The 12,790-nt window shown below is 66.6% G+C and carries 9 protein-coding genes; 3 read left to right on the forward strand and 6 right to left on the reverse strand.

Annotation, left to right across the window (positions count from 1 at the left end; all coding sequences use genetic code 11):
* Window positions 1–9: 9 nt before the first annotated feature.
* Entirely contained in the window at window positions 10–1,107 is a 1,098-nt protein-coding gene (locus ACW5IY_RS17075; RefSeq protein WP_049434815.1) for a cytochrome-c peroxidase, read from the forward strand.
* A 6-nt stretch (window positions 1,108–1,113) separates the two neighbouring features.
* On the opposite strand, the gene ACW5IY_RS17080 is transcribed toward ACW5IY_RS17075, so the two are convergent.
* Both ACW5IY_RS17080 and ACW5IY_RS17085 read right to left on the reverse strand, forming a co-directional pair.
* Window positions 1,114–2,445 carry an aspartyl protease family protein gene (locus ACW5IY_RS17080; protein WP_457326800.1) on the reverse strand — a complete coding sequence of 444 codons (1,332 nt, stop codon included), beginning with the start codon at window positions 2,443–2,445 and terminating at the stop codon, window positions 1,114–1,116.
* 88 nt (window positions 2,446–2,533) lie between these two features.
* Window positions 2,534–3,358, reverse strand: coding sequence for a DUF3014 domain-containing protein (locus ACW5IY_RS17085; RefSeq protein ID WP_049434819.1), 825 nt, complete (start codon window positions 3,356–3,358; stop codon window positions 2,534–2,536).
* A 170-nt stretch (window positions 3,359–3,528) separates the two neighbouring features.
* On the opposite strand from ACW5IY_RS17085, the gene ACW5IY_RS17090 reads away from it, so the two are divergent.
* The gene (locus tag ACW5IY_RS17090; RefSeq protein ID WP_049434821.1) at window positions 3,529–4,239 is read left to right on the forward strand and encodes a glutathione S-transferase; all 711 of its coding nucleotides are present in this window, start codon (window positions 3,529–3,531) and stop codon (window positions 4,237–4,239) included.
* A 131-nt stretch (window positions 4,240–4,370) separates the two neighbouring features.
* Here the strand turns inward: ACW5IY_RS17090 and ACW5IY_RS17095 are convergent, their stop codons facing one another.
* The 4 genes from ACW5IY_RS17095 to ACW5IY_RS17110 form a co-directional block, all read right to left on the reverse strand.
* Window positions 4,371–5,981, reverse strand: a complete 1,611-nt coding sequence (locus ACW5IY_RS17095) for a SulP family inorganic anion transporter (protein ID WP_049434823.1) — start codon at window positions 5,979–5,981, stop codon at window positions 4,371–4,373.
* A 696-nt stretch (window positions 5,982–6,677) separates the two neighbouring features.
* Window positions 6,678–8,396 carry a thiamine pyrophosphate-dependent enzyme gene (locus ACW5IY_RS17100; RefSeq protein WP_049433677.1) on the reverse strand — a complete coding sequence of 573 codons (1,719 nt, stop codon included), beginning with the start codon at window positions 8,394–8,396 and terminating at the stop codon, window positions 6,678–6,680.
* Between the two features lie 128 nt (window positions 8,397–8,524).
* On the reverse strand, window positions 8,525–9,388 hold the full coding sequence (locus ACW5IY_RS17105; protein WP_049433678.1) for an SH3 domain-containing protein: 864 nt from the start codon (window positions 9,386–9,388) through the stop codon (window positions 8,525–8,527).
* A 36-nt stretch (window positions 9,389–9,424) separates the two neighbouring features.
* Window positions 9,425–9,907, reverse strand: coding sequence for a DUF3574 domain-containing protein (locus ACW5IY_RS17110; protein ID WP_049433676.1), 483 nt, complete (start codon window positions 9,905–9,907; stop codon window positions 9,425–9,427).
* 214 nt (window positions 9,908–10,121) lie between these two features.
* Between ACW5IY_RS17110 and ACW5IY_RS17115 the strand changes: the two genes are divergently transcribed.
* The gene (locus tag ACW5IY_RS17115) at window positions 10,122–12,557 is read left to right on the forward strand and encodes a TonB-dependent receptor (RefSeq protein WP_049433675.1); all 2,436 of its coding nucleotides are present in this window, start codon (window positions 10,122–10,124) and stop codon (window positions 12,555–12,557) included.
* The last annotated feature ends 233 nt before the right edge of the window (window positions 12,558–12,790 follow it).

Consider the following 12,790-nt stretch of genomic DNA (forward strand, 5'->3'; position numbering starts at 1 on the left):
TGGATTGCAGTGCTGGTCAGCGCAGTACTGGCCAGCGCTGCACAGCCACGTCCTTCCCAGCCAGTCTGCGCGCCTGCTCCGGGCAAGGCGGAACGCTGGGATGGCGCCTGCCTGCGTGCGCTCTACAGCAGCCCCAGTACGCGCTGGCCCGCGCCGGAGGTCGAACCCGGCGTGGCGTGGAAGGAACTGGCCCCACTGCCGTCGCCCCTAGATCCACCGGACAATTCTTCCACGCCAGCCAAGGTGGCACTGGGACGGCGGCTGTTCTTCGATCCGGTTCTTTCGAAATCGCGACAACTGGCCTGTGCCAGCTGCCACGATCCGGACCTGGGCTGGGCCGACGGTCGTCGCCTGTCCTTCGGTCATGATCGCCAGCCCGGCCGCCGCAATGCGCCCAGCGTGGCCACCAGCGCGCACGTGGCACCGCTGTTCTGGGATGGACGCGCGGCCACGCTGGAGGCGCAGGCGCTGCATCCCATCGCCGACCCCATCGAAATGGGCTTCACCACGCGGGGCGCCGTGCGTCGCCTGCGCGGCGATGCGTCCTACCGCCATGCGTTCAACGAGGTGTTCGCGCAGCCACGCATCGATGCCGCGCAGCTGGGCCAGGCCATTGCCGCCTTCGAGCGCAGCCTGTCTCCTCGCGACAGCCGCTTTGATCGTTTTCTGCGTGGCAATGCGCGTGCGCTGGACGATGCCCAGCTGCGTGGCCTGCACCTGTTCCGCACGCAAGCCGGTTGCATGAACTGCCACAGCGGGGCGGCGCTCACCGACAACGGCTTCCACAACCTGGGCCTGCATTTTCATGGGCGCGCGCGGCAGGATCTGGGGCGTTACGAAGTGACCGGCGATCCCGCCGACAGTGGGCGCTTCCGCACGCCCTCGCTACGCGGCGTTGCCGCTACTGCACCGTACATGCACAACGGCATGATCCCGACACTGTCCGGCGTACTGGTGTTCTACAACGTCGGCGGCGCGCGCCCGCGTGCACCGGCCTCGCCTCCGGCCGATGCGGCGCCCTTTCCTGCGCCTGATCCACTGCTGCGGCCGCGCGGGCTCAGCCGCCAGGACCTGCAGGACATCGAGGCGTTCCTGCGGACCCTGTAGCTGCGATCAGCCGCCGGCAGGCGGCGCTGCAGCCGGTTTCGGTGGCAGCAGCGGCGGCGCGGCAGCAATGGCAACCGGGCAGCCATAGGTGCCGGCAACGTCCATGTACAGGCTGTAGCGCTGGGTCGCGGCGAAACCCACCCGCCAGTCCGGGTTGAACAGGGGGTCAGGCCCCGGTGTCAGGCCGATGTCCACCGGCAGGTTCAGCACTTCCTCGCCGATCATCACCGGCGTGGTCGCCTCTACGTACTGGATGTCTTCGCTGCCCGCAGTGGTGATCACGTTCTTGCGCCGGATCGCAGACGCGGGCGGCGCTGCCGGCAGCGTTCCACGGGCCTGGAAGGCGCCATTGAAGCCGGTATCCACCTTGACCAGCACGTTCTGCTTGCCGGCGCGGATCGGATAACGGACGTCATATGCATCCCCCCACAGCGTCGACAGCGTGGCCATCCGCCGCGTGCACGGCACCGGGGTGGCAGTGGCCTGAATCAGCAGCGCATCCTTGTTGATGCGCACCCGGCCCAGCGCGCGCAGCACGTCCAGGCCGATGCGTGGCAGGTCGTCCTGGCCCAGCACTGCGAAGGACACGCCGCGCACCGGCAGACCGCCGATCTCGAGATCGGCCGGCGCCGCCAGCGCGTACAACTGCCCGGGCTTGCCATCGGCCACCATGAAACCTTCGGTCAGCGCCAGCCCGAGTTCGGCCGCCAGTGTGCGCCCGATGCGCGAATGCGCCGCACCGCTGTCCAGATGCACGCGCACCTCGCGTTCGCCGGTGGCGGTACGGACCTTCAGGGCGAGCGTCGGCAGTTCGTTGTTCATCTGCAGGGGAACGCTGACATCGCTGGCTGGCGCCGGCACTGCCAGCGCATTGCGCGGCCAGGCGGTGAAGCGCTCGAAATGCGGCTCACTGATGCCGGCAAGATGGATGTCGCCCACCTGGCGTTTCAACAACGGCCGGATATCGCGCTCCAGCAGCGTGCGGACCTGCAGCATCTGCGTTGCCCATCCGGCGATATCGCCCTGCAGCAGCAGATTTCCGGCCAGGGTGGCCGAGCACAGGTACTCAACCCCCTTCACGCTGTCGGCCGGTTCACTGGCCACGGCCTGCAGGCATTGCTGGGCGGCTTTGCTGGAGCGTTCCAGCTCACCACGCACCCGGTAGAAGCCCGCCTGGCCAAGCAGTCCCTTTGCCCCCTGGGCCTTGCCCAGCGCCTGCAGCCTTCCCAGTTCCGCGAGGCGCACGCTGCGGGTGTAGCGATAGGGATCGCTCAGTTCGCCGTCCGGCATCTCCACGGCGGCAGCCGAAGCCACTGCCGTGGCAACCAACGCACTCACTCCCAACCACATTCGATGCATCGAGGTTACTCCTGTCTACCCGACGCCGACCGTATCACGGTGGCGATGACATCTGCCGCTGCAGCCTTCAGCCACGTGTGATTGAACTTCGGATCGCGCGCAGTTGCTGTTTCACCGCACGCTCCTGCGTGGCATCCATGCGCAGCAGTGCCTTCTGCCCCACTGAACGCGACTGCAGATCGGAATCGACAAAGCGGTAGCGGCCCCGTTCATCACGCACCACCGCCACCGGCCGCGCCGGTTCCGGGGTCTCCAGCAGGTGGTCGATCACCGCGACCAGGCGGTCGTTGAAATAGCCCTCCGGCCGGCCAAGGTCGGCATAGGCCTGCTGGATCAGCGGATAGAAGCGCTTGTAGGCGGTCGCCGTCGCCGCCGGGTCCAGCGTGGTGAATGCCTGCACATAGGGCGCATAGCGAGCCGCGTTGCTGGCGGCGATGCGTTCGCCGCCCTCAGCGGGCTCGACCTGCAGACTGCCCGGCAGCGGCCGTGCGGCCAGCGCAGTGGGCGGCACACTGGGCTTGTCCAGGTTGTCGACCTGGGTGACCAGGCGCTGGATCAGGTGATCGCGCAGCAGTAAGGTCAGCGGTCCCTCGCCCTGGAACAGCTGGCTCAACGCCCCCCAGGCGGCGGTATCGCTGTCAGCCAGCTTCGGCAGCGCCGGATCAGCTGCGGCCTCAGTATCCAGCGGATGCTTGATCGGCGGTGGCGCTGGCGCGGGTTCCGCGGCCGCCTGCGGTTGTGGTGGTGCGCCGGTACTGGCGGGGGAGGATTGCACCGGCACCGAGACACCGTCTGCCAGGCTCTTCAGCTGATCGCGGAACAACCAACCGCCCGCGCCACCGATCACCACCACACCCAGCACCCAGGGCCATACCGCCTTTCCACTCTGCATGATGCAGCACCTCGTTTCACACGCATGGAGAAGGTGTGACCCCACCGATTGCAACGGGTTCCCCACCTGTTCCGCTGCCGTTCGGGTTCGGGCCTGCAGCAGAGCCGCGCTCACGCCTGCTTTGCACGCCCCGCGCGACGCTGTGGGTCTTGTTCTGTGGAGGCACTGCCATGCAGTACGCGCTGTATTACTGGACCGGCATCCAGGGCCGTGGCGAGTTCGTGCGCCTGGCGCTTGAAGATGCCGGCGCCGACTACATCGACATGGCGCGGGTGCACGGCGATGCAGTGATGCAGCCGTTTCTCGATGGCAGCAGTGAAGGTGCGCAGCCCTTCGCGCCGCCGTTCCTGAAGGCGGGCCGCCAGGTCATCGCGCAGGTCGCGGCCATCCTGGATTTTCTCGGCCCGACGCTGGACCTGGTGCCACAAGCGGCCTCGCGGCGGATGCAGGCACTGCAGTTGCAGCTGACCATCGCTGATCTGGTCGCCGAGGTGCACGACACCCACCATCCGATCGCTGCATCGAAGTACTACGAAGAGCAGAAGACCGAGGCCAAGGCACGTGCGACCTCGCTGCGCGGCGAACGGTTGCCGAAGTTCCTCGGCTACTTCGAGCAGGTGCTGGCCGCCAACGGTGGCCGTCATGCGCTGCGCGAGCATTCCTATGTGGATCTGTCGCTGTTCCAGCTGCTGAGCGGGCTGGACTACATGTTCCCGTGCCGCATGCAGGCACTCGGCCCCACCCTACCCCTGCTGCGTGCACTGCAGGAGCGGGTGGCGAAGCGGCCGAACATCGCCGCCTACCTGCGCTCGGAGCGGCGGCTGGCGTTCAACACCCAAGGCATCTTCCGCCACTACCCCGAGCTGGATGGAGCGCGCTGATACCGCCGCCTGCAAGTCCTGTTGTAGAGCCGAGCCATGCTCGGCTCAGAGCAGCCGAGCGCAGGCTCGGCTCTACAACATCCCGAGGCGGAAAGAGATCGGTAGCGCCGGGCCATGCCCAGCGTCCCCGGTCAATGATCGGTGCCGTCACCCAGCGGCTTCACCGCCTGCTTCTGCAGCGACAACAACCCCAGCAGCACCGCCAGTGCCACATAGGCGCCCGCGAACTGCCAGCTGATGATGCGCGCCAGGCCTTCCAGATCCCACGGCAGATAGATGCCGCCGCGCGGGTCCACCGAGTGGGTCAGGCCGAACAGGGTCAGTACCGCCGCCACCAGCAGGAAGCCGCAGGCGCGACGCAGGCGGCCATCGACCATCGCTGCCACGGCGGAAATCCACAGCATCGAGGTGATGATGAAGCCGTTGCCAAGGGTGAAGATCACCGCCAGTTCCGGGAGGCCATGGCCATCAAGCTTGGTCAGCAGCTGCGGCAGCTGGTCCGGTGCGATCCAGCCCGGCGCCTTGATCGCCAGCAGGTAGGCCACCGACGGCAGGAAACCAAACACCATCGCACCGGTGTGGTGACGTGGCGTGGCCTGGAAGGCCTGGGTGGTGATGTCGATGGCCACGTAGACGATGATCGGTGCCAGCACCGCCAGCGGCAGCCACTGCACCAGCCCGGAAATGATGCCGAGCATGCCGCCGATGCCGACGAACAGGCCGGTCAGCAGTGTGTAGCCGCTGCGCGCACCCATGTGCTTGTAGGCCGGCTGGCCGATGTACGGCGTGGTCTGCGCAACGCCGCCACAGACACCGGCCACCAGCGTCGCCACCGCTTCCACCAGCAGGATGTCGCGGGTGCGGTAGTCATCGCCGGCCGCGCGTGCGCTTTCAGAGACGTTGATGCCACCGACCACCATCAGCAGGCCGAACGGCAGCAGCAGCGGCAGGTAGGTCATCGCGGTGGGCAGGCCGTCGAGGAAGCCCAGCGTCGGCAGCGGCAGCACCACCTGCGGCGGCACCCATTCCGGCACGTGGAAGCCCGGCGCGCCCAACCCGGCCAGGCCGAGGCCGTAATAAAGAATGGTGCCGAACACGAAGGCCAGCAGCACGCCGGGGCCACGCACCGGCAACTTGCCCTTGGCGATCAGCACATACAGCAGCAGGCCCAGCGTGGTGAAGCCGACCAGCGGCGAGCGTAGCGTTTCCAGCAGCGGCAGCAGGCCCATCAGCACCAGCGCGATGCCGGCAATGGAGCCCAGCAGCGCCGCACGGGGCAGCGCGCGGGTGACCGCTTCGCCAAAGAACGACAGCACGAACTTGAGCACGCCCATGATGACCAGCGCGGCCATGCCCAGCTGCCAGGTGGCGATGCCCGCCGCGTGCGGGTCCATGCCCTGCTGCTTGAAGGCGAGGAAGGCCGGGCCGAGCACCAGCAGCGCCATGCCGATGCTGGTCGGCGCATCCAGGCCCAGCGGCATGGCGGTGACATCGTCGCGGCCGGTACGTGCGGCCAGCCGGCGCGCCATCAGGGTGTACAGCAGGTTGCCGACCAGCACGCCGAAGGCCGTGCCGGGGAACATGCGGCCGAACACCACGTCGGCGGGGAACTGGAAGATCCCGACCAGGGCCATGGCGATGAAGCCGAGGATGGAGAGGTTGTCGACGACCAGGCCGAAGAAGCCGTTGAAGTCGCCGGAGACGAACCAGCGACGCGGTGCGGCGGAAGCGGGAGCGGACATGGAAGGGGTGGTGGGGGTGGGGACCGCCGATGGTAGGCCCAGCGGGGCCCGGGCGCCAATTCCGCGGTGGAATGATGGGTTCCAGCCAACGGCGGGGCCCCTCGTGGCTGGGTTGGTCGCGGACAGCGGACCTCAGGGGGTGGGCCGGGCGGGTAGGCTGCGCAGGGGTCGCTGCAAGTACGTCCCTGTAAGCTCGGTCGCCGCATCCATGCGGCTCACGCCCCTGCGCAGCCTACCCGCCCGGCCCCTGACAGTTTCCTGCGCGTGCCAGCCACGGAAAAGAATCAAAAGATCAAAAGCAAAGGCAGGCTCTCTTTGTAGAGCCGAGCCCATGCTCGGCTGCTGTACGCGAAGCCTCTCAGCCGAGCATGGCTCGGCTCTACAGAAGATCATTCCGATCATTCTTTCGTTCATCCACGCATGGCGTGGATCCACCGTGTCGACCAAGGTAGACATCCACCAGTGCAATATCCCGTTCCGGCAGATTGCAGGAAGCTGTCGAAGGCGGGGTGGGTCCGGTTACGGGGCGTGAGCCGCATGGATGCGGCGACCGAGCTTACATGGACGTACTTGCAGCGTCCCCCGCAACCGGCCCCACCCCGCCGACCCACGGCAAACCTGCTTTTGACCTTGCTTCGGCGGTTGCCGTGGTGTCGGCGGGTGCAGGGCGCAGCCCTGCATCGCCCCCCCCCCCCCCTACTTCTTCAGGAAGTTGTCCACCAGCAGATGCTTCACGTCGTCGAAGCGGCCGTTCAACACCGCCTTGGCCGCATACAGCGCCGTTCCGGCCACCTGCTTGGCCTCGATCTGCGGCGGCATCACCAGTTCGGCGCGGCTGGTATGCACGTCCAGCAATGCCGGGCCACGCTGCGACAGGAAGTCCTGCACCGCTTCCTCCAGATCCTCGCTGCGGGTCACGGTGCGTCCGTGGAAACCAATCACTTCGGCAAGGCGGCCGAAATCCGGGTTCTTCAGATCGGTGTAGTTGTCCAGAAGCCCTTCCACCTTCTGCTCCAGCTCGACGAAGTTCAGCGAGCTGTTGTTGTACACCACCACCTTGATCGGCAGGTTTTCCTGCACTGCCGTCAGCAGGTCGCCCAGCAGCATTGCCAGGCCTCCGTCGCCGGACAGCGATATCACCTGGCGGCCTGGGAACGCCTTCTGCAGGCCCAGCGCCTGCGGCATCGCGTTGGCCATCGTGCCGTGCAGCAAGCTGGTCAGCGTGCGGCGGCGGCCATTCACCCGGATATGCCGCAGCACCCAGACCATCGGCGAGCCGCCGTCGGCGGTGAACAGCGCATCGTCACTGGCATGCTTCGACAGCAACGCGGTCAAGTGCTGCGGGTGGATCAGCTCGCCTTCACCCGGCTGTTCTTCCTGTTCGCGCTTCTTCAGCGCCTTGTCGCGACGCTCGATGCATTCGTCCAGGAAACTGCTGTCCTCGCGCGGCGGCAGCATCGGCAGCAGCGCATCCAGCGTCGGCGCGATATCGCCCACCACACCCAGGTTCACCGGGTGGCGGCGGCCGAGGTGGCTGCCATCGCGGTCGACCTGGATGATCGTGGCCTTGTCGGGGTAGAACTGGCCCCAGGCGAAATCGGCGCCGAGCAGCAGCAGCGTGTCGCATTCCATCAGCGTGTGGAAGCCGGACTCGATGCCGAAGATACCGGTCATGCCCATGTTGTACGGGTTATCCGGCTCAACGAAATCCTTGGCGCGCGAGGTGTGCGCGACCGGCGCCTGCAGGCGCCGGGCCAGCTCCAGCAGCTGCGCGTGTGCGCCCTGGCAACCGGCACCCGCGTAGACACCAATGCGCTTGCCCTGCCCCAGCAGCTCGGCGATGCGCTGCAGTTCGGCGTCGGAAGGGCGCAGCACCGGCTGCGTGTAGTGCACCGAGAACGGCACATCGTGCTTCACCTCGGCCTGGCTGATGTCGGCTGGCAGGATCACCACCGCCACGCCACGGCGGCTGATCGCGGCCTGGCAGGCCAGGGTGACCACGCGTCGCGCTTGTTCGGCGCTGTGCACCTGCTCGCAGAACACCGAACAACTGGCGTAGACCGCCTTGAAGTCCACTTCCTGCGGGAATTCCATGCCCAGCTCGCTGGTCACCACCTGGCTGGCGATCAGCACCATCGGCGCGCGGTTGCGGTTGCTCTCGAACACGCCGTTGATGAAATGCAGGCTGCCGGGGCCGCAGGAGCCGGCGCAGGCGGTAAGTTCGCCGCTGACCAGCGAATCGGCGCCGGCGGCAAAGGCTGCTACTTCCTCATGCCGCACGTGCACCCAGGCAATGTCACTACCATGCATCGCATCGGTCACATGGTTGAGCGTATCGCCCACGATGCCGTAGCAACGGCGGACACCGGCCTGCTGCAGGGCGTCCACCACGATTTCGGCCACGCGCTTGCTCATCGGATACATCCTCGAACGGGGGAACGTCCGAGGCTAGACCCGTAGAAGTGATGCCTCCGCAAAAAAAGGGGACGGAGGGAATTAAGTTGTGTGTGCCACAAACGACTTAATTCCCTCCGTCCCCTTTTTCAGTCGTTGACGTTGATCCAGCCTTCCACCGCGACGTGCTTCGGGTTGCGGTAGCGCAGCTTCACCCAGCCGTCCTGTTCATCCAGCATTTCCACGCGGTCGCCCTGCACGAGGTAACGCTTGGTGCTGGACGCACCGGGCCGGTCGAACAGGAACAGGCGCGCAGGTACCACGGTGGCCTGCTGACCACGCAACGGCCCATCCGGTGGTGCACCCAGGCCATCGGCAATGGCGCTCTCCAGCACACGACCGGCGGGGTCATAGGTGCGCCAGACCGCCAACGGGCCCTGCTCGTCGGTCTGTTCCCACTGCAGCGCGGCGTTCAATGTATCGCCCAGCATCAACACGCTCTCGGCGCGGTACAGGTAGAGCTTCGCACCCGCGAACCGGTACTGGTACTGGTCGGCGTACCACATCGGCCCGCTGCGGCAACTGCTGGTGAGGGTGCGGGTGGCAACCTCCACGCTCAGCCCCATCAGGTCACCACAACTGTCCTTGCCGTGGGTGTCGGCCTGCAGCACGCGATACGAAGCACTGGCCGGATCGAAGCGGTACACCGTCACCGCTTCATTGACCATGCCCACCGAGGCGCGTGCGACCAGTTCCGGGTAGCCATCGAAATCGACGTCCTCCAGACCCCAGCGCGAATTGCCGTCGGCATCGGCCGCGCCCGCCAGCGTCTGGCGCTTTCCCGACGGCGACAGCTGCACGGCGATGCTGCCATCCTGCTGGGGATCGGCGTGCGCCTGCACGTGCGCGGCCACCTGGAACCGCAGTGTTTCGACGTCGTCGCCACTGGCCTGCGCCGACGGTGCCAGCAATCCCGCCAGCACCAGGCCCAGCACGCATTCCCTGTGTTTCATCATCGGTCCCTGCGGCACCGCGGTGGTGCCTTCAACTCAGAACGATACCTCGACCGGCTGCCGCGACCACAGCACCGATTGATGCTGGGTCTGCTGCTTCCACGCCAGGCGGATCGCTTCGATATCGGCGCGACGCCGCGGGGTGTCCTCATGCAGCACCACCAGCACCTTGGTGCGCAGGCGGTTGGGCGAGGCATCGCCGCGGAACAGCCACTGGCCATAGGCATCGAATACGGTCAGTCCATCCGGGAAGCGCGGGGTCACTTCCTTGTCCAGGAACGTGCGCCACTGCGCCTCGCTGATGGTGTCCGCCTGCGGACGGTTGCCCGCGCCCTGCTCCTCGCCCACGCCGAAATACAGCTCGCTGCGTACCCAGCCGTGGCCATCGGACGGGCGTGCGGCATCGCCCTTCAGTTCGGCGGTAGTGGCCGTGGCATAGGCACTGGGCGCCTGCGAAGAGAGGCTGGCACAGCCGCTGGTGGCCAGCAGCACGGCGAAGACGAGGCCAAGGTGTTTCATCGGTACAGCTCCGGGGAAGGGGGACAAGGCGAGCCGGCAGCGTACAGCGCCACTGGCCCGGCGTGCTGATGCCAACCGGGCATCAGCTCATGCCGGACCGGCAGGGGCTTGCATCGGCACCGGTCATCACGCGAAGATAATATATCGCTTCATCCGGATGGATGTAAGTGAAACTATCTCCCCCTTCCCCGCCGTCGTTGTTGCTGGAGTCCCCATGTCCGTCCGCCTGCCCGCGTCGCCGCTCGGCCTCGCCATCGCCCTCGCGCTTTCCTCCGCCGCCCTCCCGGCCCTGGCCCAGGACGCCACCAACCTGGACACGGTGATCGTCACCGGCACCCGTGCCGCCGACCGCACCGTGCTCGAATCCACCTCGCCAGTAGACGTGCTCACCGCCGATGACATCCGCAAGGCCGGCGTGGTCAACGGTGAGCTGGGCAGCGCGCTGCAGGCGCTGCTGCCATCGTTCAACTTCCCGCGCCAGTCCAACTCCGGCGGCGCCGACCACGTGCGCGCCGCGCAGCTGCGCGGCCTGTCGCCGGACCAGGTGCTGGTGCTGGTGAACGGCAAGCGCCGCCACCACACCGCGCTGGTCAACACCGACAGCAAGATCGGCAAGGGCACCACCCCGGTCGACTTCAACTCGATTCCGGTCAGTGCGATCAAGCGCATCGAAGTGCTGCGTGATGGTGCCGGCGCGCTGTACGGCTCGGATGCGGTGGCCGGTGTGATCAACGTAATCCTCGACAACGGCGGCGACGGTGGCGAGATCGAGGCCAGCTACGGTGCCAACCACACCGACCTCAAGCCGATCGGACGCACCCTCACCGACGGCCAGACCGGCAACATCAGCGCCAAGGTCGGCACCTCGCTGGGCGAAGACGGTGGCTTCCTGCGCGTCGGCCTGGAATACAAGCACCGCAACGGCACCAACCGCGCCGGCTTCGACCAGATTCCGCCGTGGGACCAGACCCCGGGCAACCTGGCGCTGCAGGGCAAGCGCAACTACGTGCTGGGCGATGGCAAGAGCAAGGACATCAATCTGTGGCTGAACACCGAGATCCCGGTGGGCCAGACCTCGACGTTCTACGCATTCGGTACCTTCAACCAGCGCGATACCGAAGGCGCGAACTACTTCCGCTACCCCGATGGCGATGCCAACTGGAAGGATATCTATCCGAACGGCTACCGGCCGATCTCCGAAGGCGAGAACCGCGACGTGCAGGCCGTGGCCGGCGTGCGTGGGCAGTGGGGCGAATGGAGCTACGACGGCAGCCTGGATTACGGGCAGAACGACTTCACCTACCGCCTGCGTGATTCGCTCAACGCCTCCCTGGGCCCGACCAGCCCGACCCGTTTCAAGACCGCTGACTACGAATACGCGCAGACCGTGGGCAACCTCGATCTGAGTCGCGTGTTCACCCAGAGCGAGAGCATCAGCCACACCCTGGGACTGGGCGTGGAAGCGCGCCATGAGCGCTACCAGACCCGTCCCGGCGACCCGGCCAGCTATGCGGCCGGCCCGTACACCGACCGCCCGACCGGTTCGCAGGCCGGTGGCGGCCTGACCCCGCAGGATGCGGCGCGCCTGTCGCGCGATGTCGCCAGCGCCTATGCCAGCCTGTCCAGCCAGTTCGGCGAGAAGTTCTCTACCGATCTGGCCGCGCGCTACGAGCACAACGACGATTTCGGCGGTGAACTGACCGGCAAGCTCGGCCTGCGCTACGAATTCACCCCGGCGTTCGCGTTGCGTGGCGCCATCTCCAACAACTTCCGTGCGCCGTCGCTGGCGCAGATCGGCTACGAATCCACTTCCACCGGCTACAACGCTGGCGGCCAGCTGGTGCAGGGCCGCCTGTTGTCGGTCAACAATCCGATCGCGCGCGGCCTGGGTGCGCAGGACCTGAAGCCGGAAAAATCGATCAACACCTCGCTGGGCTTCACCAGCCGCATCGGTGAGCACTTCGACCTGTCGCTGGACTTCTTCCAGATCGACATCGACGACCGCATCGCGCTGTCGGAGAGCATCACTGGCGACGCACTGACCGACTATGTGGCCGCCAACTACGGCGTCAGTGGCCTGCAGAGCGCCAGCTTCTTCGTCAACGCCGCCGACACCCGCACCCGCGGCGCCGAACTGGTGAGCAACTGGCGCCAGTCGCTGGGCGATGGCCAGCTGCTGCTGACCGGCACCTACGCCTACACCAAGACCACGCTGAAGAACGTGCTGGCCACGCCCGCGCAGCTGCGGGCACTGAACCCGGACTACGTGCTGTTCGGCATCGAAGAGACCAACACGCTCACCGACGCCACGCCGCGCACGCGCGGTAGTTTCTCGGCAGCCTGGAGCAACGACCACTGGTCGCTGAGCAGCCGCGTGAACCGCTACGGCAGCGCCACCCGCGTGTTCAACTTCGGTGACGGCTACATCCCGCGCCAGACCTACCAGGCCGAGTGGCAGCTGGATGCCGAGGTCGAGTACCGCATCACCCCGCAGTGGAGCGTGGCCATCGGCGGCCAGAACCTGACCGACAACTACCCGGATCGATCCAACAGCGATATCCACTACTTCGGCAACCTGCCGTACGACGTACTGTCGCCGATCGGCAGCAACGGTGCGTACTACTACGGCCGCGTCCGCTATACCTTCTGATTGCTCTGGGTGTAATTGCCTTGGGTGGGTGCGGACCGTTGGTCCGCACTGCCTAGGTTCAATGCAGGCTGCCCCTTTGTGCCAACCAACGGTTGGCACCCATCGGAAGTGATCGCTCTCGGTGGGTGCGGACCGTTGGTCCGCACTGTCTGGGTTCAATGCAGGCTGACCCTTTGTGCCGACCAACGGTCGGCACCCACCGGAAGTGATCGCTCTCGGTGGGTGCGGACCGT

Source organism: Stenotrophomonas sp. C-A (assembly GCF_054030835.1).

Coding starts and splice junctions, on each gene's coding strand:
- ACW5IY_RS17090 (WP_049434821.1), top strand. CDS start 3,529: ATGCAGTACGCGCTGTATTACTGGACCGGCATCCAGGGCCGTGGCGAG.
- ACW5IY_RS17085 (WP_049434819.1), bottom strand. CDS start 3,358: ATGCAGAGTGGAAAGGCGGTATGGCCCTGGGTGCTGGGTGTGGTGGTG.
- ACW5IY_RS17115 (WP_049433675.1), top strand. CDS start 10,122: ATGTCCGTCCGCCTGCCCGCGTCGCCGCTCGGCCTCGCCATCGCCCTC.
- ACW5IY_RS17110 (WP_049433676.1), bottom strand. CDS start 9,907: ATGAAACACCTTGGCCTCGTCTTCGCCGTGCTGCTGGCCACCAGCGGC.
- ACW5IY_RS17105 (WP_049433678.1), bottom strand. CDS start 9,388: ATGAAACACAGGGAATGCGTGCTGGGCCTGGTGCTGGCGGGATTGCTG.
- ACW5IY_RS17095 (WP_049434823.1), bottom strand. CDS start 5,981: ATGTCCGCTCCCGCTTCCGCCGCACCGCGTCGCTGGTTCGTCTCCGGC.
- ACW5IY_RS17100 (WP_049433677.1), bottom strand. CDS start 8,396: ATGAGCAAGCGCGTGGCCGAAATCGTGGTGGACGCCCTGCAGCAGGCC.